The following is a 25,311-nucleotide window of genomic DNA, read 5'->3' as shown; positions in this document are numbered from 1 at the left end:
ATCACGGGCATGGTTGAAACCGGACATTTCGCCCTCGTCCTGGCGTTTGCGCTTTCGCTGGTGCAGACGCTCGTGCCGCTGTTTGGCGCACGCCTGAACAACCAGCGCCTGATGGCCGTCGGCGGTCCGGTCGCGGTGACCGGCTTCGCCTTGACGGCGCTGTCTTTCGCAGCGCTGGCGAGTGCCTATGCGAGCTCCGATTTCTCGGTGGCAAGCGTGTGGGAAAACTCGCATTCCTTGCAGCCGTTGATCTACAAGATCACCGGAACCTGGGGCAATCATGAAGGCTCGATACTGCTTTGGGTGTTGATCCTGACCTTCTTCGGCGCACTCGTCGCCGCTTTCGGCTCCAACCTGCCGGCGACGCTGCGCGCCAATGTGCTTGCGGTGCAAGGCGCCATCGGCGCCGCCTTCTTCCTGTTCATCCTGGCGACGTCCAATCCGTTCATCCGGCTCAACCCGGCGCCGATCGAAGGCCGCGATCTCAACCCGATCCTGCAGGATCTCGGCCTCGCCATCCACCCGCCGTTCCTCTATCTCGGCTATGTCGGCTTCTCGATCTGTTTTTCCTTCTCGGTCGCCGCTCTCATCGAAGGGCGCATCGACGCGTCGTGGGCGCGCTGGGTGCGGCCGTGGACGCTGGTCGCCTGGATGTTCCTGACCGGCGGCATCGCCATGGGATCATACTGGGCCTACTATGAACTTGGCTGGGGCGGTTTCTGGTTCTGGGATCCAGTCGAGAACGCGTCTTTCATGCCGTGGCTGGCGGGCACCGCGCTGCTCCATTCGGCCATTGTCATGGAAAAGCGCTCGGCGCTGAAGATCTGGACGCTGCTGCTCGCCATCCTGACCTTTTCGCTGTCGCTGCTCGGCACCTTCCTCGTGCGTTCGGGCGTGCTGACCTCGGTGCATGCCTTTGCAACCGATCCGACCCGGGGCGTGTTTATCCTGTGCATCCTGACGTTGTTTATCGGCGGCTCGCTGGCGCTGTTTGCGCTGCGCGCTTCCCGGTTGACGACCGGCGGCCTGTTCCACCCGATTTCCCGAGAAGGGGCACTCGTCCTCAACAATCTGTTCCTGACCACGGCGACGGCGACCGTGCTTGTCGGCACACTCTATCCGCTCGCTGTCGAAGCCTTTTCAGCCGACAAGATCTCGGTCGGCGCGCCGTTCTTCAATCTCACCTTCGGGCCGCTGATGGTGCCGCTGCTGCTCGTGGTTCCGTTCGGGCCGTTGCTGGCCTGGAAGCGCGGCGATGTCTTCGCCGTCGCGCAGCGCCTGATGGTGGCCTTTGCTGCGGCACTGCTGGCGACGCTGGTCACCGCTCTGTTCATCGACGGCGGCTCGGTGTTCGCAGCCCTGGGCGTAGGCCTTGCCGTCTGGCTGATCCTTGGCGCGCTCACCGATCTCGCCGTCAAATCCGGCTTTCGGACCGTCGCAACGGGGATCATGGTCCGGCGCTTGCTCGGCTTGCCGCGCTCGGTCTTCGGCACAGCCTTCGCTCACCTCGGCCTCGGCCTGACCACGCTCGGCATCGTCGGCACACTTTGCTTCGGCACCGAGAAGATCCTGTCGATGCATGCCGGCGAGACCGTCGAACTGTCCGGCCATACGCTGCGTTTCGTCGGGCTTTATCCGGCCCAGGGACCGAATTACAGCGAGGATCGCGGCCGCTTCGAGTTGATCGGCGTCAGCGGCAGCCCTGTTGGCGAAATCAGCTCCGCCAAGCGGTTTTATCCGGTGCGGCAGATGACGACGACGGAATCCGGCATCAGGACGATCGGTTTCTCGCAGCTCTACATCTCGCTCGGCGACGAGGGCAAAGACGGTTCGGTCGTCGTGCGTTTGTGGTGGAAGCCGCTGGTGACGTTGATCTGGGGCGGTGGCCTGATGATGATGGCGGGCGCGGCGATGTCGCTGATGGACCGGCGCCTGCGCGTCGGCGCGCCGTCGCGACGGCGCAAGCAGGCGAGCGTGGTGCCATCCGCGACCCTGCCATGAACGCACGGCTTTCGCTGACCTCCATTATCCTGCTGCTGGCGCTGTTTTTTGCCGGCACGGCCTTGGCGGTGAAGCCTGACGAGATGCTGCCTGATCCTGCACTTGAGGCGCGGGCTCGGGCGCTTTCGGAAGGCTTGCGCTGCATGGTCTGCCAGAACCAGTCGATCGACGAATCCGATGCCGACCTTGCCCGCGACCTGCGCGTCCTCGTGCGTCAGCGCCTCGTCGCCGGCGACACTGACCAGCAGGTCATGGACTACGTGGTTTCGCGCTATGGCGAGTTCGTGCTGCTCAAGCCGCGTTTCGACCTGCGCAATGCATTGCTGTGGGGCACGCCTGTCCTGCTGTTGCTGGTGGGAGGCGTTTTCATCGTGCTGACCGCGCGGTCGCGTCGCTCGCTGGCAACCAATGCGCTGACCACTGAGGAACAGGCGGCGCTGGACAAGATACTAGGCAATTAGCTCGGCCATTCTTCCGAGGGCCAGTCCCGCGACGTGTGAATGACGCGCAGGATAACGACGCTCTGACGGCCAGCGATCGGGCGCAACTCATAGGCAATGATGTGGTGTGGGGCAGGCGGCTGATGAACGTCTCATATGTGCCTGTTACTCGGCCTGGCCGGCCCGTCGCCATATCACCAAGGTCTCGGCCCATTTCACGAATACGATCCGCCAGGCGTGCTTGCTGTCATTATGAAAGCCTTGTGCTGAGTTGTGTACAAGATAGCGCATAGGGCATCGCGGCCAACGGGTTTGTGCGTCTCCCGACCCCAAAACATTACCAAAGTTTCATGTGTCGGAAATGGCGCTGTAATGTGCGCCACTCTAATTCTCTTGCTTGAGGATGCCCATCAGCAGCGTCCATTTGGAAAGAGGATACGAGATCCATGAATATTGCCCCCCGTTCATATTCCGTCACCCGCAAGCGTCTCATGGCTGCCGTCGCGTCTGTCGCCGTGGCCGGTGCGATCGGCGTCGGTGCGCTGACCAGCGGAACCAGCCCTGTTCTGGCCGATGCCGTGCGCGTCGAGGCGCCGCAGGTACCGGGCTTCGCCGATGTCGTCGAGCGGGTTTCTCCCGCTGTTGTCAGCGTCAAGGTCAAGGCCAAGATCAGCCCGGCCGCCGATGACGGCTCCGACCCGTCCGACGATCAGGATGGCATGAACAACCTGCCCAACAATCCGCAACTGCGCCGCTTCTTCAAGGAATTCCGCGGCTTTGGTGATCAGGACGGCCAGGGTGGCGGCAACAGGCGCTTCAGCCATCGCGACCGCAACAACGACCAGCCGCGGCCGGTTGCACAAGGGTCCGGCTTCTTCATCTCGGATGACGGCTATCTCGTCACCAACAACCACGTCGTGTCGGAAGGCTCGGCCTTCACCGTGGTGATGAATGACGGCAAGGAACTCGATGCCAAGCTGATCGGCACCGACCCGCGCACCGATCTCGCCGTGCTCAAGGTCGATGGCGTCGGCAAGTTTACCTATGTCGACTTCGCCGATGACTCCAAGGTTCGCGTCGGCGACTGGGTGGTGGCCGTCGGCAATCCGTTCGGCCTTGGTGGCACCGTCACCGCCGGCATCGTCTCCGCCCGCGGCCGCGACATCGGCGCTGGCCCTTATGACGACTTCATCCAGATCGACGCATCGGTCAACCGCGGCAATTCTGGCGGCCCGACCTTCAACCTCAACGGCCAGGTCGTCGGCATCAACACCGCGATCTTCTCGCCGTCCGGCGGCAGCGTCGGCATCGCCTTCGACATTCCCGCTTCGACCGCCAAGCAGGTCGTTCAGGACCTGATGAAGAGCGGTTCCGTTCAGCGCGGCTGGCTCGGTGTCGAAATCCAGCCGGTCACCTCCGACATCGCTGAGTCGCTTGGTCTGAAGTCCAACAACGGCGCACTGGTTTCCAGTGCCCAGGACGATGGTCCCGGCAAGAAGGCGGGCATCACGGCCGGTGACGTGATCACCCAGGTCAACGGCAAGGACGTCGCTTCGCCGAAGGAACTGGCACGGCTGATCGGCGCCTACTCGCCTGGCAAATCGGTTGACGTCACCGTGTGGCGCGACGGCAAGAGCCAGACGGTCAAGGTCGATCTCGGCAAACTGCCCTCGAGCGACAAGCAGGCCTCTGTCGACCAGTCGCAGCCTGCCGCTCCGGCAAAGCCCGACACGCTGACCGATCTCGGCCTGACCGTCACCAAGTCCGAAAACGGCAAGGGGCTGGTGGTGACAGACGTCGATCCCGACAGCGATGCCGCCGATCGCGGCATCCAGCCGGGCGACGTCATCACATCGGTCAATTCGACCGAAGTGAACGGCACCGACGACGTCACCAAGGCGATGACAGAAGCGGTCAAATCCGGCCGCAAGGCGGTGCTGATGCAGATCACCCGCGACGACACCAATCGTTTCGTCGCGCTGCCCGTCGCCAAGGGCTGAGGTCGGCCCCGGAGCGTTCTCTCGGCCTTCCGAGGCGGGTGAGGGCGTTCCGGCGGCAAGTTGGACTTTTCCAGTGCGCCGGTTCAACACCCCCGAGCCGCCGTACGGGAAAGCATGGAGGAGCGCGCGTTAGTCAGTCATCGCGCCTTCCCCCGGCGGCAGCGGGCTTCCCATCGCCCGCTGCCGCACAATTTCAAAAGCGCTTCAACGATCCGATGCCAACGACATCGGCAGCGAGCAGCTTTATCGCGCACTGCTTCGAGCGATCTCGGTCGCGGTGCGCTTTGGCAAAGGCCACAATGCAGATGTCTGCCACTCAACCTTCCGGCGAAATCGCGTATAACAGCCCTATGAAGATTCTCGTCATAGAAGACGATCGCGAGGCTGCGGATTACTTGCAGAAAGCCTTTGCCGAGGCCGGTCACACCGCGCATGTCGCCGGTGACGGCGAAACCGGCTTTGCGCTCGCCGACGCCGGCGACTACGACGTGATGGTGATCGACCGGATGATGCCGCGTCGCGACGGCCTGTCGGTCATTGCCGGTCTCAGGTCCAGGGGCAACACGACGCCGGTGCTGATCCTGTCGGCGCTCGGCGAGGTCGATGACCGGGTCACGGGTTTGCGCGCCGGCGGCGACGATTACCTGACAAAGCCCTATGCCTTCTCCGAGCTTCTCGCCCGCGTCGAGGTGCTGAACCGGCGCGCCAGTGCCAAGGAAGCGGAAACCGTCTACCGCGTCGGCGATCTCGAACTCGACAGGCTGTCGCATTCGGTCCGCCGTGCGTCACGCGAGATAACGCTGCAGCCGCGTGAGTTCCGCTTGCTCGAATATCTGATGCGGCATGCCGGCCAGGTGGTGACGCGCACCATGCTGCTGGAAAATGTCTGGGACTACCATTTCGATCCGCAGACCAATGTCATCGACGTCCATGTCTCCCGGCTGCGCGGCAAGATCGAGAAGGGCTTCGACAAGCCCATCCTGCATACGGTTCGCGGCGCCGGCTACATGCTGAAGAGTGGTTAGCTGCGGCATGGCTCTTTCCGTGCCAGCCATCATGAAGACGACGGCAGCGCGGCTTTCGGCGCTCTACTTCCTGCTCTTCGCGCTCTGCGCGGTGGCGCTCGTCTTCTACATGACCTCGCTGTCGGCGCGAATGCTGACCGCGCAGACGCAGGAGACCATCAATGACGAAGTGCTCGGCCTTGCCCGCGCCTATCAGCGCGGCGGCCTGCCGGTACTGGTCCGCGTGGTCGAAGCGCGCTCGCGCCAGCCCGGCGCAAACCTTTACCTGATCGCCGACGCCAACGGCCAGATCCTGACCGGCAATGTGCAGAGCCTCGAACCTGGCGTTCTCGAAACCGAAGGCTGGACCAGCAGTCCGTTCTCTTATCAGCGCTTTGGCGAGGGAGAGCTCGAGCGCCTGCGCAACCTTCCCGCCGAGCAGGGTACCACCACCCAATCCGAGCAGAACGATGCGCAGGCGCAGGGCGAAAAGGGCCACAACGCCATTGCGTTGGTGCTGCGGCTGCCGAACCAGATGATCATGCTGGTCGGCCGCGACCTTGGCGAGCCGGAACGGTTTCGTGCCGTCATCCGCCGTGCGCTGATGCTGGCGCTCGGCATGATGGGGCTGGGCGGATTGCTGATCTGGTTTTTTGTCGGCCGCGCTGCGCTGAAGCGCATCGACAGCGTGTCGGAAGCCAGCCGTCGCATCATGGGCGGCGATCTGTCGGGCAGGCTGCCGGTGACGGGGGTTGGCGACGAGTTCGACCGGCTCTCCGAAAATCTCAATGCCATGCTGGCCAGGATCGCCACGCTCAACGAAGGCTTGAAGCAGGTTTCCGACAACATCGCGCATGATCTGAAGACGCCGCTGACCCGGCTGCGCAACCGGGCCGAAGCGACGCTTTCGGGCAAGCAAAAGCCCACCGACTACCGGCAGGCGCTGGAAGGCACCATCGCCGAGTCGGACCAGTTGATAAAAACCTTCAACGCCATCCTGATGATCTCCCGGCTGGAGGCTGGCTACTCGTCTGAAAATACGAACCGCGTCGATCTTGCGGAAGCCGTGCGCGATGTCGTCGAGCTCTATGAGCCGGTGGCGGAAGAGGCGGGCGTGTCGCTGGAAGCAGACGCGCGCGAGGCGGTGTCCGTCAACGGCAACCGCGAACTGATCGGCCAGGCGCTGTCGAACATCGTCGACAACGCCATCAAATATTCGACCGGCGCCAATGCCCAGCCGGCGGTGCGCGTCACGCTCGAGCGAGCCGGTGCGGACGTTCGCCTGTCGGTTGCCGACAATGGCCACGGCATTCCCGACGATGGCGACCGCGCGCGTGCCACGGAACGTTTCGTGCGGCTGGAGAAGAGCCGTTCGCAACCGGGTTCGGGTCTTGGCCTCAGCCTCGCCAAGGCCGTCATGACATTCCACAATGGCCGGCTTGAACTCTTGCCTGGCAATCCTGGACTATCCGTGGTCATGAGTTTCCCGGTTCGGGAGGATCACTGATGAGCACGGCTGCGAGAGCGAAAGATTGGCTGCTGAAGCCGGCGGCCAGGCTTGTTCCGCTGGACGAGGACCGTGCGCGGCTGGAACTGGCCGAGATCGCGTCCGCCGCACGCGAAGAAGGGCTGACGCGGCTGGCCAAGTTTCTGGCCGGCAAAGGGGAGGGCCAGGATTTCCTCGCCGCCGTCTTCGATCTGTCGCCGTTCCTGCGCGATACGGCACGTCGCCGGCCGCAAATCCTGGACGGGCTGTTCGAGCAGACAATCGAGGCTCGGCTGAAAGCGATCCGCGCCGCCATAGACCAGGCGCATTTGGCGGAGACCCTTTCGGAATCCGGCCTGATGATGGAGCTGCGCCAGTGGAAGGCGGAGGCGCATTTCCTCATCGCGCTGGCCGATCTTGCCGGCGAGGCCGAAACGGCGCTGACGGTCCGGCGGTTGAGCGACCTCGCTGACGCCTGTACCCGTGCCGCCGTCGACTTCCTGCTGCGCGACGCGCACGGCCAGGGCAAACTCAAACTGCCGGATGTCGACAATCCGTCGAAACAGTCGGGTTGGATCCTGCTCGGCATGGGCAAGCTCGGGGCACATGAGCTGAATTTTTCCTCGGACATCGATCTGGTGGTTTTCTTCGATCCGGAAGCACCGGCGGTCGTCGACCCGCTCGACGCCACCGAATTGTTTTCGCGGCTGACGCGCCGCCTGGTTCGCATCCTGCAGGACCGCACCGAGCACGGATATGTCTTCCGCACCGATCTGAGGCTGCGCCCCGACCCCGGCTCGACACCGCTGGCGATCCCGGTCGAGGCGGCACTGCGCTACTATGAGGCGCGCGGCCAGAACTGGGAGCGCGCCGCCATGATCAAGGCACGTCCGGTGGCCGGCGATCTGGCAGCGGGCGCTGCCTTCCTCAAGGAGCTTCAGCCCTATATCTGGCGCAAATACATGGACTACGCGGCGATTGCCGACGTCCATTCGATCAAGCGCCAGATCCACGCCCACAAGGGCCATGGTGAGATCGCGGTCAAGGGCCACAACGTCAAGCTCGGGCGCGGCGGCATTCGCGAGATCGAATTCTTCGTCCAGACCCAGCAGCTTATCGCCGGCGGACGCTTCCCTGAACTGCGTGGCCGCGAGACCGTGCCGATGCTCGGCGAGCTTGCGACACGCGGCTGGATCACCACCGAGGCGCGCGATGCGCTCGCCCGCCAGTACTGGTTCCTGCGCCGCGTCGAACATGCCGTGCAGATGGTTGCCGACGAGCAGACCCACACGCTGCCGGAAGATGATGAAGGCTTGGAGCGCATCGCCCGCATGCTCGCCTTTGCCGATGCTCCTGCCTTTTCCCAGGCGTTTCGCGCCTCGCTGCAGCAGGTCGAACGCCACTACGCGGCACTGTTCGAAACAGCACCGGAACTTTCGACAGGCATCGGCAATCTCGTCTTCACCGGCGATGTCGACGATCCCGATACGCTGCAGACCTTGCACGGCCTCGGCTTCCAGCGGCCAAGCGACATCTGCCGCGTCATCCGAGGCTGGCATTTCGGTCGCTATCGCGTCACTCAGTCGGCGGAGGCGCGCGAGCGGCTGACGGAATTGACGCCGGCTCTGCTGCGCTCCTTCGGCCAGACGCGCCGGGCCGACGAAGCGCTGATGCGCTTCGACGAATTTCTCGCCGGCCTGCCGGCCGGCATCCAGCTGTTTTCCCTGCTGCAGTCCAATCCGGCCCTGCTCAAGCTCCTGGCAACGATCATGGGTGCGGCGCCCCGGCTGGCGGCGATCATCACCCGCCGGCCGCATGTCTTCGATGGTCTGCTCGACCCGGCCTTGCTGACGGAGCTACCGGACCGCGCCTATCTGTCGGCACGGCTTTCCGCCTTTGTCGAGGGCGACCGGCTTTATGAGGACGTGCTCGACCGGCTGCGCATTTTTGCTTCCGAGCAGAAATTCCTGATCGGCGTCCGGCTGCTCGCCGGCTCGATCGATCCGGCGCGCGCCGGCCGCGCCTTCTCCGATCTGGCGGATCTCACCATCGAGGCTGCGTTGCAGGCGGTGACGGCCGAATTCGCGGCGCGCCACGGCACCATTGCCGGCGGCGTGGTTGCGCTGCTCGGCATGGGCAAGCTCGGCAGCCGCGAGCTGACCGCCGGATCGGATGTCGACCTGATCCTGCTTTACGACCACGCGCCGGACGCCGAGGAGTCCGATGGCGACAAGCCGCTGGCGCCTTCGCATTACTACACCCGCATGACGCAGCGGCTGATCGCAGCTGTGTCGGCGCCGACGGCGGAGGGCGTGCTCTACGAACTCGACCTGCGCCTGCGGCCATCAGGCAACAAGGGTCCTGTGGCGACCCATATCGATGCCTTCAAGAAATACCAGCGCCAGGAAGCCTGGACCTGGGAGCACATGGCGTTGGCACGCGCGCGCGCCATAGCTGGCGACGCCAGCCTGTGCAGTGAGGTTGAAGCGGAAGTGGCGGCGGTGCTTGGTCAGCCGCGCGACGCCGCAAAGGTGATGGCCGAGGCCTCGGAGATGCGCGCCATGATCGAAAAGGAAAAGCCGCCGCGCGACCTGTGGGACATCAAGCTGATCCCCGGCGGCCTGATCGATCTCGAATTCATCGCCCAAGTCGCTGTCATCACCGGGCAGGTAGGCGCCGGGCCGCGCGTTACCGGTACCGCCGAAATCCTTTCGCGCCTGTCACCGGGCTTCGCCAATGCCGGGGCGAGGCAGGAGCTTTTCGACGCCTATGCGCTCTATCTGGCGCTGACCCAGATGACGCGGCTGTGCCTTACCGGAGCCTTCGAGCGCGACGACGTTCCGCCGGGGCTTTCGGATCTGCTTCTGGCGGTGACCGACCTGCCGGATTTCGATGTGCTGGAAGCACACCTCAAGGAGACGTCGCAGAAGGTCAGGAAGGATTTCGACCTTTTGCTTCGTGCCGGACGATCGTGATGAACGGCCGCCGGATCGCATCGGGGGTGACGATGCAACAGGAGATGACCATGAGAAAGTCAACCAAACTTGCCCTTGCCTTCGTAGCCTTGGCCGGCGCCGTCGGCACCACGGCCTATGCCGAAAACAATGCCAGCGCAAAAATGCGCGAAGGCACGATGATGCGCCTCGACAAGGCAATGAGCGCTTCCGGTGACACCATCAACTTCGACCAGTTTTCCGACGCTATGAACGCGCGGCTGAAGAAGCTCGTCGCCGACAATGGCGGCAAGCTGACCGTCGCCCAACTCGCCGATGCGCTTGAGAAGGCCCGTTTCGAGCGGATGGCCAAACGCATCATCGCTCGCTACGACACCAAGGGCGATGGCACGCTGACGTCAGACGACATCACCAGTCGGGAGAAGAAGGTCTTTGCCCTGCTCGACAGGAACAATGACGGCAAGATCGAAAAGCGCGAACTGCCCAAGGGCGGCCGCTTCGGTCGCCACCGTCAATGGGGCGGCGACGGCGAAGACGACGGCGGCATGGAGTGAGATCCGAGGCAGGCTCCGGCGCCTCGGTCGGAGCCTGTGTTTACTTAAGCTGCCGCTTTGATCGCCAGCACGCTCTTCTTCACCGGAATGCGCACCGACACGATAGTGCCGACACCTTCGCTCGACCGGATCTTCAGCGCGCCGCCCTGAAGCTCGGCCAGCGAACGTGAGATGGCAAGGCCAAGGCCGGACCCGGCATGGCTCTTGGAGAACTGGTTCTGCACCTGTTCGAACGGCCGTCCGAGCTTTCCGAGCGCCTCCTTGGGGATGCCGCAGCCATTGTCCTCGATCGTCAGCACCAGCGCGCCGGATGTGTTGCGGGCCCTGACCGATATGTGGCCGCCCTGGCCGGTGAACTTCACCGCATTGGACAAAAGGTTGATGACGATCTGCTTGATCGCACGGCGATCGGCGACCAGCGTCAGCGCATCGGCAATGCGCGTTTCCACGGAGATGGCCTTTTGCGCCGCCTGCAGCGAAACGACGCGTACGGTTTCGCTGATCAGCGGGCCGAGGTCGATCTCTTCCCGGTCCAGAGAGAACTGGCCGGCCTCGATCTTGGACATGTCGAGAATATCGTTGATGACGCCCAGCAGGTACTTGCCGCTGCTGTTGATGTCGGTGGCATATTCCTCGTAGCGCTCCGATCCGAGCGGGCCGAACAGCCCTTGTTCCATCAGTTCGGAGAAGCCGATGATGGCGTTCAGCGGCGTGCGCAACTCATGCGACATGTTGGCCAGGAATTCGGATTTGGCCCGGTTCGCCGCTTCGGCCCGTTCGGTTTCCTTCATGTATTTGCGGTTGAGGTCGACCAGTTCGCGCGAACGCTCCTCTTCGGCCCGCCGCGCGAGGCTGAGATCATGGATCGTTGCCATCAGCCGTCGCTCACTGTCGACCAGCTTCTCCTGGTGCAGCTTGATCTGGGTGATGTCGGAACCGACCGAGACGATGCCGCCGTCCCGGGTCTTCAGTTCGTTGACCTGCAGCCAGCGGCCATCGGCCAACTGCCGCTCGAAAGTGGCGCCGCCCTGCAGGCCGCTGGTGTGGGCAAGCCGCCTTTCGGAAGCAAAGGCCAGCATGCGTTCTTCCAGCGCCGCGCGCGCGGTGCCCGGCATCACGTCGCGGTCCGAAAGCCCGTTGTCCTGCTGGTATTTGGAATTGCACATGATCAGGTGCTGCGTCGAATCCCACAGCACGAAGGATTCGTTGATGTTCTCGATCGCCGTTCTGAGGCGAAGGTCGGCAGCCTCGGAACGCAGCGCCAGATGACGCTGTTCGGTGACGTCGACGGCGATGCCGATCAGCTGGATCTCCGGCGCTTCCGGATCGATGACCTGTGCCCGTGCGCGCATCCAGACCCATTGGCCATCGGCATGGCGCATGCGGAACACCTGATCGATGTGATCGATCTCGCGTGCGACGATTCTGTTGGCGAGCTCGAACAGGTCGCCGTCCTCGGGATGGATGATCTGATCGACCTCGCCGAAGGACAGCATCGTTTCGCAAGGCTTGTAGCCGAGCATGTCGTACATCGAGCGCGACCAGTACATCTTGCCGCGCACCATGTCCCAGTCCCACAGGCCGCAGCGGCCGCGAACCAGCGCCATGTCGATGCGCTGATGCGCTTCGAGGTAGATGCGGTCGGCCGCCTGCGCACGTGCCGCCTGGCCGAAATAGGCATAGAGGATGACGATCAGCACACCGGCCGTCAGCACGAACAGGGTGACGTTCAGCGAAACGGTCTTGCGCCAGGCATCGAAAACCGCGTCCTGTGGCACCAGGGCCGCCGATGCACCCTTTCCGCCATTCGCGAGGCTGACCGCGGCGTACCAATCCCGTCCGTCGATGTTGACGTCCATGACGCCCGCACGATCGCCGAACATGAACAAGGGCTGGCCGCCCTCGACGAAGCCGTCCAGAGAATGGCCCTGCCATGGCATCGAGCGTGGCGTCACCGCGACGATCTTGAAAGCGCTGTCGGTGATGACAAGCACATGGCTGCGGCCCATTGCGCCCTGACGGCTGGTGGTCTCCAGTAGATCCTGTATGGCGCCGGGCACCGTTTCCGAGGTGGTGGCGAGCGAACTGGCCAGCTGGCCCGCCGCCAGCGTCAGGATCGCCTTGGCATTGCGCTCGACATCGTCGCGCTCGTTCATCAGCGACAGCACGCGCAGCGCCGCGATGACGATCAGGAAAGTGATGATGAGGACGGGTATTGATCGGCGCAGCAGCGGCTCGGCGGCCAGAAGCCGCCGGTAGGCCGGTTCGGCGATGAGTCGCGTATTCCCGGCAAGACCGTCGCCGCGCGTCTCACGATGCGCAAAAACCGTCCCTCCGGGCGCGCCCCACGCGTCCGCCTTCGCCATAAATGGCACTCCCCGAATTTGCCTATGCTGCTTGGTGATCCGGCAAACGCCGCACTTCCGAATCGTCAGTAAAGAATCAAAGGTGATTCGCCTTGTCCAGTGGTCCGGCGAAAAAAGATTAAAAATCGACTAAAATAATGGGCTTTCGCTGGCGCAGCGCCTAACGGAAGCCGCTGCTGGCAGGTCCTGGTTGAAATTCACCAGCTTGGCGGCGTGCACGGATCTCCCTTCTGCCACAACAAGGGGAGAAGAAAGAGAGCGGCTAAGCCAGCGTGCGCTCGACAATATCCCGCAGATCCGCCGACAGGTTTTCGGCGCCGGCGATCGAGAGCAGCGCTTCCCTGGCCTTCGCCTGCCGCAAGGGTTCGAGCGAACGCCAGGATCTGAGCGCCGTCGCCAGCCTTGCCGCCACTTGCGGGTTGCGCTTTTCAACCTCGAGGACGGTTTGAGCAAAGAACCAGTAGCCTTCGCCGTCGGCCCGGTGGAAGCCGGTCTGATTGGCGCTGGAGAAGGTGCCGATCAGCGAGCGCACCCGGTTCGGATTGCCCATCGAGAAGGCCGGGTGGTTGGTCAAGGCCTTCACGGTGTCGACGGTTTGCGGCCCCGGTACGCTGGCCTGGATCTGGAACCATTTGTCCATGATCAGCGGGTCGGACCCGTAGGTCGTCTCGAAAGCCGCCAGCGCCTCGACCGCCTCGGGCGAACCGTGGTGACGATGCGCGAGCACGGCAAGTGCCGCCGCGCGGTCGGTCATGTTGGTCGCGGACTGGAAATGCCCGGCAGCGAGTTCCGCTCCGCCCGGCTGCAGCGACAGATAATCCAGCAGGGTGTTGCGCAAGGCGCGTCGTCCGGCGCTTGCCGCGTCGGGGCTGAACGCTTCTCTGTCGGCAAGGCTGAGGTAGAGGCCCGAAAAAACGTCCCGGTTCGCAGTGCCGATCGCCAGCGCCAGTGCCTCGCGAGCCGCATAGATGGCATCGGGGTCGATGTTCCTGCCGATGTCGCGGGCAATGTCGGCTTCGCCGGGCAGGGCCAGCGCCAATGCCCGATAGGCCGGCTCCAGCGTCTCGTCGCCGGCAATGCTGCCGGCGAGCTCGGTCAGCCGCGGCGCAAAGGCCGGCTGCTTGCCGCCGAGGATCTCGCGGAACGCTGATATCAGCGCATCGGTCAGCAATGTGTTGAAAGCCTGCCAGCGCGAGAAGGCGTCGCTGTCATGGCGGGCAAGGAAGAACTGGTCGTCGGCTTTCTGCTCGACGGACAATGTCACCGGCGCCGAAAAGCCGCGGTTGAGCGACACGGCCGGGCGCTCGGTGACGCCTGAAAACCGCACCATGTGGCGGCGCTTGCGGATATGGATGACGCCGTCCTCGACGCTGGCGCCCTCGACGCTGCTATACGGCACAGGCTTGCCGCCGGCGCCGATCAGCCCGAAAGCGAGCGGGATGTGCATCAGCCGCTTGCGGCTTTCAGAGGGTGTCGGCGGCACCGACTGCTCGATTTCGAGTGTGAACTCCTGCGCGGCCGGATTGTGCGCCGAACTGATCGTCAGGTTCGGCGTTCCCGCCTGATGATACCAGAGCGCGAACTGCGACAGGTCGCGGCCGGACGCATCCTCGAACACCTTGATGAAATCCTCGATCGTCGCCGCGTCACCGTCGTGCCGCTCGAAATAGAGGTCCATGCCGGCGCGAAACACGTCGGCACCGAGAATTGTGCGGATCATGCGCACCACTTCGGAGCCCTTCTCGTAGACCGTCGCGGTGTAGAAATTGTTGATCTCGCGGTAGCGGCGCGGCCGCACCGGATGCGCCAGTGGGCCCTGGTCCTCTGGAAACTGGTGGGCGCGCAAGGTCCGCACTTCGGCGATGCGCTTGACCGCGCGCGAGCGCTGGTCGGCGGAGAATTCGTGGTCGCGGAAAACCGTCAGGCCTTCCTTCAGGCAGAGCTGGAACCAGTCGCGGCAAGTGATTCTGTTGCCTGTCCAATTGTGGAAATACTCATGCGCTATGATCGCCTCGATATTGGCGAAATCGGCGTCCGTCGCGGTCTCCCGGTCGGCCAGCACATATTTGTCGTTGAAGATGTTGAGGCCCTTGTTCTCCATCGCGCCCATGTTGAAGTCCGACACGGCGACGATGTTGAAGACGTCGAGATCGTATTCGCGGCCGAACGCCTCCTCGTCCCATTTCATCGACCGCTTCAGGGCGTCCATCGCATAGCCGGCCAGCGTCTCCTTGCCGGGCTCGACATAGATGCCGAGCTCGACCGTGCGGCCGGACAGGGTGACGAAACTGTCCGCGAGCCGGCCGAGATTGCCGGCTACCAATGCGAACAGATAGGACGGCTTGGGGAAAGGGTCGTGCCACACGGCATAATGCCAGCCGTCGCCGAGGTCGCCCTTTTCGAGCGGGTTGCCGTTGGACAGGAGCAGCGGCGCCTCGTCGCGCATTGCCTCCATGCGCACCGTGTAGACGGACAGGATATCGGGACGGTCGAGGAAATAGGTGATGCGGCGAAAGCCCTCGGCTTCGCATTGCGTGCAGTAGACGTGGCTCGAGCGGTAGAGGCCCATCAGGGCTTCGTTGCCCGCCGGCGCCACCTCGGTCTCGATGAGCAACTGGAAGCGCCGCGCCACCGGTGGCTCGAGGATGGTCAGCTGGTCAGGCGTCGCCAGCAGATCCGCCGGTTTTACCTTCTTGCCGTCGATCTCGATGCGCTTGAGCGTCAGCCCGTCGCCGTCGAGCACCAACGGTGCCGACACGGAGACGCCGTCACGGCGCTCTATCGTGAGCACGGCGGTGACACGCGTTGCGTCTGGCGAAAGGCGGAAGGTGAGGTCGGTTTGCGGAATGAGGTAGTCGTTGGGGCGATAGTCTTCGAGCTTGAAGACCTGGCCGGTGTCCGTGCGCATTCCGTGGGTTTTCCTGTCGATTGCCTTGGCGGCGGATTGTGTCCGCTGGTCCAAGAAATTTGAAGTCCGCGCTCTTTACACGAAACGGCCCCTCGACAAAACTGAGGCAATGCCTATTTCAGGCGTTCGTTCTCCTGTCATCATCACGAGGCATCCATGACCGTCGTCACACCGAAATTCGGCATGGGCGCATCCGTGCTGCGGCGCGAGGATGCCGCCTTCATCCAGGGGCAGGGCCGTTATACCGACGATATCCAGCCGGCTGGCGTCCTGCATGGCTATGTCCTGCGTTCGCCGGTCGCCAAGGCCAGCTTCACCATCGGTTCGACCGAGGCGGCGAAGGCCGCACCTGGCGTCCATCTGGTACTGACCGGCAAGGACCTTGCCCATCTCGGCGATCTGAAATCCGGCGTCATGCAGGAACAGCCGGACGGCACCAAGGCGCCGACGCGCGACATCCCGATCCTGTGCCGCGACCGCGTCAACTATGTCGGCGATGCCGTTGCCTTCGTCGTCGCCGACAGCCGTGCCTTAGCGCAGGATGCCGCTGAACTGATCGATGTCGACTATGACGGCGAAGACGCAGCCTCCGGGACCGCAAATGCACTTGCCGAAGGCACGCCGCTGGTCTGGCCGGAGCTCGGTTCCAACCGCGCCTTCAGCTACCACATGGGCGACAGGAAAAAGACCGAAGCGGCTTTCGCCAAGGCCGCACACGTCACCCGCATCGAGTTCGTCAACAACCGGCTGGTCTGCAACTACATGGAGCCGCGCTCCGCGATCGGCGAATGGAACGCCGAGGAGAAGCGCTTCGTGCTGACCACCGGGTCGCAAGGCGTGCACTCCATGCAGTATATCCTGGCCAGCGTGTTCAAGATCAAGAAGGGCCAGTTGCGCGTCATCACGCCTGATGTCGGCGGTGGTTTCGGGCCCAAGAGCTTCGTCTACCGCGAATATCCGCTGGTGCTGGAAGCGGCGAAGCGGCTTGGCCGCCCGGTGAAGTGGGCCGGCGACCGCACGGAACACTTTCTGACCGACGCGCAAGGCCGCGACAATTTCGTCACGGCCGAGATGGCACTGGACAAGGACGGCCGCTTTCTCGGCATGAAGGTGGACCTGCTCGCCAACATCGGCGCCTATATCTCGCAATATGGTCCGTTCATCCCCTATATCGGCGTCACCATGTCGACCGGTGTCTACGATATCCAGGCGCTCGACGTCTCGGTGACCGGCCTCTACACCAACACCTGCCCGGTCGATGCCTATCGCGGTGCCGGCCGGCCGGAAGCAGCCTTCCTGCTGGAAAAACTGGTCGATGCCTGCGCCCACGATCTCGGCCTGCCCGTCGAGGAGATCCGCCGCCGCAATTTCATCCGGCCGGAGCAATTTCCCTACCGGACGCAAACCGGCCGCCTCTACGACACCGGTGAATTCGAAGGCCATATGGAGCGCGCCATTGAGCAATCCGAATGGAAAGCATTTCCGGAGCGGCTGGCGCAGTCGAAGGCCGGCGGAAAAATCCGCGGTCTCGGCATGGCGACCTATATCGAGGCCTGTGCCTTTCCGGGCTCGGAGCCGGCCTTCGTCGAACTCAATGGCGACGGCACGGTGACGCTGAAGATCGGCACCCAGACCAACGGGCAGGGACACGCCACCGCCTATGCGCAGTTCCTGTCGGAAAAGCTCAATCTCGACATCGACAAGATCCATGTCCGCCAGGGCGATACCGATGAATTGAAGGCCGGCGGCGGCACCGGCGGCTCGCGCTCCATTCCGCTGGGGGGTGTGTCGGCTTCCCGCGCGGGCGAGGATCTGGCCAACAAGATCAAGCGCATCGCCGCCGACGAGCTGGAGGCTTCTGCCGGCGACATCGAGTTGTCCGATGGTGTTGCCCGCATCGTCGGCACCGATCGCTCGCTCGATTTTTCCAGCATCGCCAAGGCCGCCAAGACGCCTGACGACCTCAAGGGCTTTGGCGAGTTCGTGCAGGACGAATGCACCTATCCCAACGGCACTCATATCTGCGAGGTCGAGATCGATCCCGACACCGGCGCGACCGAGATTGTCCGCTACACCATCGTCGACGATTTCGGCGTGACCGTGAACCCGATCCTGCTCGCCGGCCAGGTGCATGGCGGCGTCGTGCAAGGCGTCGGCCAGGCACTGACCGAGGACACTATCTATGGCGAGGACGGACAGCTGTTGACGGCGAGCTTCATGGATTACGCCATGCCGCGCGCCGACAATTTCCCGTTCTTCCATTTCGAGACCCGCAACGTGCCTTCGACCACCAATGCACTCGGCATCAAGGGCGCGGGCGAGGCTGGCACCATCGGCTCGACCCCGGCGGCACTCAATGCGGTGACCGACGCGCTCTGGCGCGCTTATGGCGTCAAGCACATCGACATGCCGGCAACGCCGGCGCGTATCTGGGCGACGATCCGAGAAGCGTCGGGAGCGTGACAGCGGGCCCCGGCAGCCCCTCGGCCACAGCCAGCGATGATGCCGGCGGGCACGACACGCTTACCGGCATCATGCTCAAGATCGTGTCGGTGGCTGTCTTCGTCGGCATGCAGACCTGCATCAAAGCCGCAGGCACCGTTCCGGCCGGCCAGATTGTCTTCTTCCGCTCTTTCTTCGCCATCTTCCCGATCATCGCCTTCCTGGCCTTCAGGAAAGAGCTCGGCACTGCCTTCACCACCAAGCGTCCGTTCAACCACATCGCCCGCGGCCTGGTCGGCGTCTGCGCCATGGGGCTCGGCTTTTTCGCGTTGACCCGGCTGCCGCTGCCGGAAGCGATCACGCTGAACTACGCGCAGCCGCTGCTGGTGGTGGTGTTCAGCTCCATCTTCCTCGGCGAGGCTATCCGCGTGTATCGCTGGAGTGCGGTCGCGGTCGGCCTGGTCGGCGTGCTGATCATCTCCTGGCCGGAACTGACGCTGCTGAGTTCCGACCGGGCGCTCGACGACCAGGAAGTGCTTGGCGTCATGGCCGCTCTTGTCGCGGCAGCGATCTCGGCCGTCGCCATGCTCTTGGTGCGCAATCTCGTGCAAAGCGAGCGCACGGCGACCATCGTGCTGTGGTTTTCGGTGACGGCGAGCGTCATGTCGCTGCTCTCGCTGCCATTCGGCTGGCAGGCGCTGACGCCGCTCCAGGCGGCCCTTCTTGTTGCCGCCGGCTTCTGCGGCGGCCTTGGCCAGATCCTGATGACGGCGGCCTATCGCCATGCCGAAGCCTCGGTCGTGGCGCCGTTCGAATACACCTCGATGATCCTAGGCCTCGTCGTCGGCTATCTCGTCTTCGGCGACGTCGCCACGCTCCATATGCTTGTCGGCGGCCTGATCGTCGTCGCCGCCGGCATCTTCATCATCTGGCGCGAACGCCAGCTCGGCCTGGAGCGCACCCGCACGCGCAAGGCATCTTTGCCTGAAGGGTGATTACGAACGTTCGGCCCGTTCCTTCGCCAACCGAACCAGCACCGTCCTCGTCTGTTCATCGGCGGGGAAAAACGATTCGATCGCCAGTTCCGAAAGCGTCACGTCGAGCGGCGTGCCGAACACGGTGATGGTGCTGATGAACGACAGCACCTGATCGCCATGCGCCAGCCTGAGCGGATGCACGATGGCGTTCGCCTCGACCGGCGACGGCCGGCTGCCTCTCAAGCCTGACGGATAAGTCCTCAGCTCACGCTCGAGTTCGATCAGCACCGCGTCGCCGCTCGCGTCATTCTGGTGTTTCAGGCGCTCGAGCAGATGCGTGCGCCATTCCTGAAGATTGACGATGCGTGGCGCGATGCCGCCGGGATGCAGGCTGAGGCGAAGCACGTTGACCGGCGGCGTCAGCAGCGAAGCCTCGCTGACATCGGCAAGGAAGGGAGCGATGGCGGCGTTGGCCGAAACCAGGTTCCAGTGGCGGTCGACAGCGAGTGCCGGGAACGGCTCGTGGCCTTTGAGCACGATTTCGACCGCCGCCATCGCCGGTGCCATTGTCGTGTCGGTCAGCGAGCGTTCGCCGAAACTGGGAGCAAAGCCGGCGGCGAGCAGCAACTGGTTGCGTTGCCTCAGCGGGATCGACAATTGCTCGGCCAGATGCAGCACCATGTCGCGCGAGGGCGCGGCGCGGCCGCTTTCGACGAAGCTCAGATGCCGCTGCGAGATTTCGGCCTCCATGGCGAGGTCGAGCTGCGACATGCGCCGGCGCGTGCGCCATTCGCGAATGAGGCTGCCGGCGGAGGTTTGGGCTGTTGTCATGAGTGGATGGTTAGGCTGGTGAGGACGGCATTTCAATTACCTGCAAGGTTATCGCTAGGTGAGCGCTCGCAGCTTTGCCTTCACTTCGAGGAAATCCCGCCACGCCAGCTTCTTATGCGACGGGGTTCGCAGGAGATAGGCCGGATGCAGCGTCGGCATGGCCGGGATGGCGATGCCGGATGCCGTCGTGTGAACGCGCCAATTGCCGCGCAGCCGCAATATGCCTTCCGAGGTGTTGAGCAAGGTCTTGGCCGACGGGCCGCCAAGGTTGATCAGCACCTTGGGATTGACCAGCTCGATCTGCCGTTCGATGAACGGCCGGCAGATCTCGGTTTCGTGCGGCGTCGGCGTGCGATTGCCCGGCGGCCGCCAGGGAATGACATTGGCGATATAGGCTGAAGTGCGGTCGAGCCCGATCGCGGCCAGCATGCGGTCGAGCAGCCGGCCCGAGCGGCCGACGAAGGGCAGGCCCTCGATGTCCTCGTCGCGGCCGGGCGCCTCGCCGACCAGCATGACGGCGGCTTCCGGGTTGCCGTCGGCAAACACCAGGTTCTTGGCGGTGGCCTTGAGATTGCAGCCCTCGAACGCCGCCATATGCTGGCGAAGCTCGTCCAGCGTCGTTGCTGTGGTCGCCAATTGGCGGGCAAGTGCCGCCTGCGCTTCGTCGGGAACCGCAGTCGTCGCAGACGGCGACCGCGCAACGGGTGGTGCATTTGCTCTGTCCCCGGCTTCGCCGCGGGACACGGTCGTCGAGCGCAGCGGTGCGGCGGTGCCACCCGAAGGCGCTGCGATCGGCGCGCGCTCCATCGGCTTTGGCGCAACCTCGGCGAACCGGTTCACCGGCTGCTCTTCGAGCGCCTCGTCGACGCCCACGCTGGCGTAAAACGCCAGCAGGTCGGCGATATCAGGTCTGTTGGTTGGGGAAGCGGCAGTCATCGATTCACATTCGTCCGCGTGGCGGCAATTTGCAAGGCTGGCAGCTTGGGTTCCTTCGGAGCCTCTCGCCGGCGCGTTGGCTGACGGAGCATCAAACGAAAAACCCGCCTGTGCGGCGGGTCACTGGCGCAACTCAGCACCATAGGCAAAAATGTACCATAGCTGAGCTCACCGAGTCAAGAAAAAATTCCTATCGTGTCAGCCCGTTGGTATGCGCGGATCCTGCACCAGGTAGAAGGTCCATCTGGGCGTGTAGTCGGTCATCAGGAATTCGAAGCTGGCGGTTTTCAGCGGGTCGACCTTGCCATTCCTGAACAGCAGCCGGTCATAGGGTTCGAAATCGCGATCGAAATCGGCGAAATTGCTCGACCGGATATTGTCCGGCGTCTTGTTGCGCTGGTCGAAGGAAAGCCCGTCGCCGAACACGCTCGGCTGGTTCAGGATCTCCTGCAATTCGAACTGGAATTCGACCCAGGCCTGGCCGCTGTTGTTGAGCACCTCGATGCGCATATACATCATGCCGTTGGCGAATTCGCCGGCCTTGCCGAAGGCCTGGATCGGCTTTGTCGTGCGGATCGTCAGCGTCACCGGCGTTGACGAAGTCAGCTCTTCGGTGATGACGAACGGATCGTCCTTTGTGCCGATGCCCGAGGCTCCGGTGATGTGGAAGCCGCCCAGCTCGTCGGAGAAGGAGTAGGCGCCCGCCGCCCAGACCTTCACTTCGTCGGCGGCAGCGTGATGCGGCGCCAGCATCAGAAGGGCCCAAAGGAGCGCCCGGCGGATCCGGCCGGGCGGGAAAAGAAAGCGCGTCGATGAAAAGCCGGCTGGCCCAGGAAAGCGCATGGCGTGAAGTATGGCCGATAAGCAAGCCATCGAACAATTAAAAACGCGCGCCCCGCAGGCAATGCCAGGCGAAAAGCAGTCTTCCAGCCTCGCAATGCGCGACTTTTTGGCCAAAACGGCATTGTCACGTATGCGCCGGTTTCCTGTCGTCAATTGATGCGCTATGCAGCGCGGGAGCCAGCAAGATACCCGAATGGGATAAGCCAGTGCGGAGGGGTTGATGAGCGACATCGAACGCGAAAGCATGGAATTCGACGTGGTTATCGTCGGTGCCGGGCCGGCGGGCCTCGCCGCCGCCATCCGCCTCAAGCAGGTCAATCCCGAGCTTTCGGTCGTCGTCCTGGAGAAGGGCGGTGAGGTCGGCGCCCATATTCTCTCCGGCGCCGTCGTCGATCCGATCGGCATCGACCGGCTCTTGCCGGGCTGGCGCGACGAGGACGGCCATCCCTTCAAGACGCCGGTCACCGCGGATCATTTCCTGGTCCTTGGTCCTGCCGGCTCGTTCCGTCTGCCCAACATTTTCATGCCGCCGCTGATGAACAATCACGGCAACTACATCGTTTCGCTGGGCAATGTCTGCCGCTGGCTGGCGACCAAGGCCGAAGCGCTCGGCGTCGAGATCTATCCGGGCTTTGCCGCTGCCGGCCTGCTCTACAATGAGCAAGGCGCCGTCACCGGTGTCGTTACCGGCGACATGGGCGTCGAGAAGGACGGAACGCACGGCCCGGGTTTCGCACCCGGCATGGCGCTGATGGGCAAATATGTGCTGATCGGGGAGGGCGCTCGCGGCTCGCTCGCCAAGCAGCTGATCGCCAGATACAAGCTTTCCGATGGCCGCGAACCGGGCAAATACGGCATCGGCCTTAAGGAACTCTGGCAGGTCAAGCCGGAGAACCACCGGCCGGGGCTGGTCCAGCATTCCTTCGGCTGGCCGCTTGACTTGAAGACCGGCGGCGGCTCGTTCCTCTACCATCTCGAAGATAATCAGGTGGCGGTCGGCTTCGTCCTCCATCTCAATTACAAGAATCCCTGGCTGTCGCCGTTCGAGGAATTCCAGCGCTTCAAGACCCATCCGGCGATCGCGGCTACGTTCGAAGGCGGCAAGCGGCTGGGCTATGGCGCGCGCGCCATCACCGAGGGTGGCTGGCAGTCGGTGCCGAAATTGTCCTTCCCCGGCGGTGCGCTGATGGGCTGTGCCGCGGGCTTCGTCAACGTGCCGCGCATCAAGGGTTCGCACAATGCCGTGCTGTCCGGCATGCTGGCGGCCGAGCATGTCGCCGAGGCGATCGGCGCCGGGCGCGCCAACGACGAACTCGCGTCCTACGAGGAAGCCTGGCGCGCGACCGACATCGGCAAGGATCTGAAGAAGGTGCGCAACGTCAAGCCGCTGTGGTCGCGCTTCGGCACCATCGTCGGTGTCGGCCTTGGCGGCCTCGACATGTGGCTGAACACGCTGTTCGGTGTCTCGCCCTTCGGCACGCTGAAGCATGGCAAGGCCGACTACGCAACGCTCGAGCCTGCCGCCCGGCACAAGAAGATCGCCTATCCGAAGCCCGATGGCGTGCTGACCTTCGACAGGCTGTCCTCGGTGTTCCTGTCCAACACCAATCACGAGGAAAACGAGCCGGTCCACCTGCTTGTCGGCGACATGGAGCTGCAGAAGCGTTCCGAGCACGATGTCTTTGCGGGCCCCTCGACGCGCTATTGTCCGGCCGGGGTTTACGAGTGGGTCGACAAAGACGGCAACGCCGCCGCCGATCCCACGGCCAAGGATGTGCGCTTCGTCATCAACGCGCAGAACTGCGTCCACTGCAAGACATGCGACATCAAGGACCCGAACCAGAACATCAACTGGGTGCCGCCGCAAGGCGGAGAAGGCCCGGTCTATCAGGGCATGTAGGCCCGAGCCGGCCGCAGCGCGCAAAGGTCCCGACGATGGCTCGGGGTCTCCCGTGGCATGTGGAACATTAGAACTGTTGAAACTGCCGCGCGCTTATGGTTCCATTCCTTGACGATAAGGAGATGGCCAATGCGCCTGGCGGTTCTGGCATGCCTTGTGGCGATCGGTGCGCTGTTCGGTTTGGCTTCGGCGGCCCCGGCCGGCACCAGGGTGGTGGTCAAGACGCGGACCTACCACATCACCGGGAACACGGGGCTGGCACTAGTCCAGGCTATGGACCGCAAGGGGCCGAAGCACGGCTTCATGACGCATGCCATCGCGCTGACCGGCTACGCTGTGGATTGGGACCTCGACACCAGCCAGGACAATGGCGTCTGCCGCTTGCGGCGTGCCAACGGCACGCTCAATCTCTTCTACACGTTTCCGCGTGTCGCCTCGGCCACCACCCCGACGCTCCGGAAGCGCTGGACGCGGTTCTTCGCCGGCGTCCGCGCCCATGAGGAAACCCATGGCCGCATCGCCAGGGAGATGATGCGGGCCACGGAAAGATCCATCTCCGGCCTCAGGGTTGCCGACGACCGGTCCTGCTACAAGACACGTCGCGAGGCACAGCGACGCATCAAGGCCACCAATGCCGCATATGAGGCCAAGCAGCTCGCTTTCGATGCGCGCGAGCATCGCGACGGCGGCCATGTCCAGCATCTCGTCATCGCTTTGGTCAGGCCCTGATCTTCCAGCCGTGTCGCCGAATGGATCGTCACGCCGCCCTTGCTGAAAACCTGGTCGATCGGCAGGCCGGCGAAGCGCCGCAGGAAATCCGGCAGCCTGATGTGGATCCAGGTCGGGCCGGCAGAAGGCATGACGGTCAGCCCGCCAAGCGCCGCGACCCGACGCACGGCGGCACTCCATGGGGCGGCATTACAGTCGCCCGCCATGATGGCCGTCTCGCCGAGCGCGGAAAGCGGCTCCGTCAACTCGCCGATCTGCCAGTACTGCTCGCGTGGCCAGGGCCAGCTGAGATGGATCGCGGCGACATCGACGTCGATGCCGCCGAAGTCGACGGTCGCTGTCGCCATGGCACCACGCCTTTCGCAACGCGCCTCGGTGCCGGCGGCAAAGGGCCGCCGCGAGAGCAGCGCGACGCCGAATATCTTGTTAGGGTAAGGACAGAGGATCCGGTATGGATATGCGCTGCTGATATAGCCAAGCTCGGTCGCCCACATCGCCGACACCTCGTCGAGGGTGATCACGTCGGGATTGGTCCGGCCGATCAGCGACAGCACCTTCTTCGGCGTTGGATTGTCGTAGCGCAGGTTCATCTGCAGCAGCTTGTAGATCGCGCGGTCTTCGTTCCTGGCTTCATAGGCCGCCTGAACCGGCCACAGGCGGGAGAAGGACAGCGAGCCGGAAGTGGTGGCGAAGGCCGCCGCGGCAAAAAGCAGTGCCACGGCCGCTTGCAGTCGAAATGTCGTGGCCAGCAGCGGCAACGCGCAAAGCGCCATCAGCACGGCAAGGTGGACGCGGAAATGCGAGAAGGAATCGAAGGCGGGATGCAGCGTTCCGAAAAACCCGGCCACCAGCGCGATCGAACAGGCCAGCATTGCCAGGAACGCAACCGAAATCAGCAATGTCCCGAAGCCCGCTCTCTCCATGCCGCCTGCTTATCGGC

Annotated in this window: 17 protein-coding genes and 2 pseudogenes; 12 read left to right on the top strand and 7 right to left on the bottom strand. The window is 63.7% G+C overall.

Features of this window, described 5'->3' with window-relative positions:
- The first annotated feature begins 9 nt into the window (after positions 1–9).
- Both LB519_RS20660 and LB519_RS20655 read left to right on the top strand, forming a co-directional pair.
- On the top strand, positions 10–2,001 hold the full coding sequence (locus tag LB519_RS20660; protein WP_224621019.1) for a heme lyase CcmF/NrfE family subunit: 1,992 nt from the start codon (positions 10–12) through the stop codon (positions 1,999–2,001).
- Positions 1,998–2,462 carry a cytochrome c-type biogenesis protein gene (locus LB519_RS20655; protein ID WP_024505284.1) on the top strand — a complete coding sequence of 155 codons (465 nt, stop codon included), beginning with the start codon at positions 1,998–2,000 and terminating at the stop codon, positions 2,460–2,462. The genes LB519_RS20660 and LB519_RS20655 overlap by 4 nt, the downstream gene beginning before the upstream one ends.
- Here LB519_RS20655 and LB519_RS31345 read toward each other — a convergent pair.
- Positions 2,459–2,682 (bottom strand): annotated as a pseudogene (locus LB519_RS31345) (type II toxin-antitoxin system RelE/ParE family toxin); the annotation flags it as partial. The gene LB519_RS20655 and the pseudogene LB519_RS31345 overlap by 4 nt on opposite strands.
- 205 nt (positions 2,683–2,887) lie before the next feature.
- Here LB519_RS31345 and LB519_RS20650 point away from each other — a divergent pair.
- From LB519_RS20650 to LB519_RS20630, 5 genes are all read left to right on the top strand, one after another.
- Entirely contained in the window at positions 2,888–4,441 is a 1,554-nt protein-coding gene (locus LB519_RS20650; RefSeq protein ID WP_224621018.1) for a Do family serine endopeptidase, read from the top strand.
- Between the two features lie 350 nt (positions 4,442–4,791).
- A complete protein-coding gene (locus LB519_RS20645) occupies positions 4,792–5,466 on the top strand; it encodes a response regulator transcription factor (protein ID WP_023812818.1) in 675 nt (224 codons plus the stop codon).
- Positions 5,467–5,473: 7 nt separating this feature from the next.
- The gene (locus LB519_RS20640) at positions 5,474–6,952 is read left to right on the top strand and encodes a sensor histidine kinase (protein WP_224621016.1); all 1,479 of its coding nucleotides are present in this window, start codon (positions 5,474–5,476) and stop codon (positions 6,950–6,952) included.
- Entirely contained in the window at positions 6,952–9,906 is a 2,955-nt protein-coding gene (locus LB519_RS20635; RefSeq protein ID WP_224621015.1) for a bifunctional [glutamine synthetase] adenylyltransferase/[glutamine synthetase]-adenylyl-L-tyrosine phosphorylase, read from the top strand. Before LB519_RS20640 ends, LB519_RS20635 begins: the two co-directional genes overlap by 1 nt.
- Before the next feature lie 50 nt (positions 9,907–9,956).
- Positions 9,957–10,439 carry a hypothetical protein gene (locus LB519_RS20630; protein ID WP_224621014.1) on the top strand — a complete coding sequence of 161 codons (483 nt, stop codon included), beginning with the start codon at positions 9,957–9,959 and terminating at the stop codon, positions 10,437–10,439.
- Between the two features lie 44 nt (positions 10,440–10,483).
- Here LB519_RS20630 and LB519_RS20625 read toward each other — a convergent pair whose 3' ends face one another.
- Together LB519_RS20625 and pepN are read right to left on the bottom strand one after the other, a co-directional pair.
- Positions 10,484–12,805 carry a PAS domain-containing sensor histidine kinase gene (locus LB519_RS20625; protein ID WP_224621013.1) on the bottom strand — a complete coding sequence of 774 codons (2,322 nt, stop codon included), beginning with the start codon at positions 12,803–12,805 and terminating at the stop codon, positions 10,484–10,486.
- A gap of 262 nt (positions 12,806–13,067) precedes the next feature.
- Complete coding sequence (gene pepN / locus LB519_RS20620) at positions 13,068–15,713, bottom strand: aminopeptidase N (protein WP_224621012.1); 2,646 nt, start codon at positions 15,711–15,713, stop codon at positions 13,068–13,070.
- A 156-nt stretch (positions 15,714–15,869) separates the two neighbouring features.
- Between pepN and LB519_RS20615 the strand changes: the two genes are divergently transcribed.
- Together LB519_RS20615 and LB519_RS20610 are read left to right on the top strand one after the other, a co-directional pair.
- Positions 15,870–18,176, top strand: coding sequence for a xanthine dehydrogenase family protein molybdopterin-binding subunit (locus tag LB519_RS20615; RefSeq protein ID WP_224621010.1), 2,307 nt, complete (start codon positions 15,870–15,872; stop codon positions 18,174–18,176).
- A 71-nt stretch (positions 18,177–18,247) separates the two neighbouring features.
- Entirely contained in the window at positions 18,248–19,150 is a 903-nt protein-coding gene (locus LB519_RS20610; protein ID WP_224621108.1) for a DMT family transporter, read from the top strand.
- Here the strand turns inward: LB519_RS20610 and LB519_RS20605 are convergent, their stop codons facing one another.
- The 3 genes from LB519_RS20605 to LB519_RS20595 form a co-directional block, all read right to left on the bottom strand.
- Positions 19,151–19,963, bottom strand: coding sequence for a helix-turn-helix domain-containing protein (locus LB519_RS20605; protein ID WP_013532623.1), 813 nt, complete (start codon positions 19,961–19,963; stop codon positions 19,151–19,153).
- Between the two features lie 54 nt (positions 19,964–20,017).
- Entirely contained in the window at positions 20,018–20,899 is an 882-nt protein-coding gene (locus tag LB519_RS20600; RefSeq protein ID WP_024505277.1) for a uracil-DNA glycosylase family protein, read from the bottom strand.
- 198 nt (positions 20,900–21,097) lie between these two features.
- Positions 21,098–21,742: a hypothetical protein gene (locus LB519_RS20595; protein ID WP_063171747.1), complete on the bottom strand. Its 645-nt coding sequence runs from the start codon at positions 21,740–21,742 to the stop codon at positions 21,098–21,100.
- Between the two features lie 10 nt (positions 21,743–21,752).
- On the opposite strand from LB519_RS20595, the gene LB519_RS20590 reads away from it, so the two are divergent.
- From LB519_RS20590 to LB519_RS20580, 3 genes are all read left to right on the top strand, one after another.
- Positions 21,753–21,899, top strand: coding sequence for a hypothetical protein (locus LB519_RS20590; protein ID WP_224621009.1), 147 nt, complete (start codon positions 21,753–21,755; stop codon positions 21,897–21,899).
- Positions 21,900–21,962: 63 nt separating this feature from the next.
- Positions 21,963–23,642, top strand: coding sequence for an electron transfer flavoprotein-ubiquinone oxidoreductase (locus tag LB519_RS20585; protein WP_013532620.1), 1,680 nt, complete (start codon positions 21,963–21,965; stop codon positions 23,640–23,642).
- A 129-nt stretch (positions 23,643–23,771) separates the two neighbouring features.
- The gene (locus tag LB519_RS20580) at positions 23,772–24,371 is read left to right on the top strand and encodes a DUF922 domain-containing protein (protein ID WP_224621008.1); all 600 of its coding nucleotides are present in this window, start codon (positions 23,772–23,774) and stop codon (positions 24,369–24,371) included.
- Here LB519_RS20580 and LB519_RS20575 read toward each other — a convergent pair.
- A pseudogene (locus LB519_RS20575) lies at positions 24,365–25,294 on the bottom strand (endonuclease/exonuclease/phosphatase family protein); the annotation flags it as partial. The gene LB519_RS20580 and the pseudogene LB519_RS20575 sit on opposite strands and share 7 nt — an antisense overlap.
- Positions 25,295–25,311 lie beyond the last annotated feature (17 nt).

The organism is Mesorhizobium sp. AD1-1, assembly GCF_020164655.1.
GTDB lineage: Bacteria > Pseudomonadota > Alphaproteobacteria > Rhizobiales > Rhizobiaceae > Mesorhizobium > Mesorhizobium ciceri.
The sequence above is the reverse complement of the archived record's forward strand: the minus strand, read 5'-3'. Positions and strand labels throughout refer to the sequence as shown.

Excerpts from the sequence above, each read along its gene's own strand:
- LB519_RS20660 (WP_224621019.1), top strand. The coding sequence starts at position 10 with ATGGTTGAAACCGGACATTTCGCCCTCGTCCTGGCGTTTGCGCTTTCG.
- LB519_RS20655 (WP_024505284.1), top strand. The coding sequence starts at position 1,998 with ATGAACGCACGGCTTTCGCTGACCTCCATTATCCTGCTGCTGGCGCTG.
- LB519_RS20650 (WP_224621018.1), top strand. The coding sequence starts at position 2,888 with ATGAATATTGCCCCCCGTTCATATTCCGTCACCCGCAAGCGTCTCATG.
- LB519_RS20645 (WP_023812818.1), top strand. The coding sequence starts at position 4,792 with ATGAAGATTCTCGTCATAGAAGACGATCGCGAGGCTGCGGATTACTTG.
- LB519_RS20640 (WP_224621016.1), top strand. The coding sequence starts at position 5,474 with ATGGCTCTTTCCGTGCCAGCCATCATGAAGACGACGGCAGCGCGGCTT.
- LB519_RS20635 (WP_224621015.1), top strand. The coding sequence starts at position 6,952 with ATGAGCACGGCTGCGAGAGCGAAAGATTGGCTGCTGAAGCCGGCGGCC.
- LB519_RS20630 (WP_224621014.1), top strand. The coding sequence starts at position 9,957 with ATGAGAAAGTCAACCAAACTTGCCCTTGCCTTCGTAGCCTTGGCCGGC.
- LB519_RS20625 (WP_224621013.1), bottom strand. The coding sequence starts at position 12,805 with ATGGCGAAGGCGGACGCGTGGGGCGCGCCCGGAGGGACGGTTTTTGCG.
- pepN (WP_224621012.1), bottom strand. The coding sequence starts at position 15,713 with ATGCGCACGGACACCGGCCAGGTCTTCAAGCTCGAAGACTATCGCCCC.
- LB519_RS20615 (WP_224621010.1), top strand. The coding sequence starts at position 15,870 with ATGACCGTCGTCACACCGAAATTCGGCATGGGCGCATCCGTGCTGCGG.
- LB519_RS20610 (WP_224621108.1), top strand. The coding sequence starts at position 18,248 with ATGCTCAAGATCGTGTCGGTGGCTGTCTTCGTCGGCATGCAGACCTGC.
- LB519_RS20605 (WP_013532623.1), bottom strand. The coding sequence starts at position 19,963 with ATGACAACAGCCCAAACCTCCGCCGGCAGCCTCATTCGCGAATGGCGC.
- LB519_RS20600 (WP_024505277.1), bottom strand. The coding sequence starts at position 20,899 with ATGACTGCCGCTTCCCCAACCAACAGACCTGATATCGCCGACCTGCTG.
- LB519_RS20595 (WP_063171747.1), bottom strand. The coding sequence starts at position 21,742 with ATGCGCTTTCCTGGGCCAGCCGGCTTTTCATCGACGCGCTTTCTTTTC.
- LB519_RS20590 (WP_224621009.1), top strand. The coding sequence starts at position 21,753 with ATGGCCGATAAGCAAGCCATCGAACAATTAAAAACGCGCGCCCCGCAG.
- LB519_RS20585 (WP_013532620.1), top strand. The coding sequence starts at position 21,963 with ATGAGCGACATCGAACGCGAAAGCATGGAATTCGACGTGGTTATCGTC.
- LB519_RS20580 (WP_224621008.1), top strand. The coding sequence starts at position 23,772 with ATGCGCCTGGCGGTTCTGGCATGCCTTGTGGCGATCGGTGCGCTGTTC.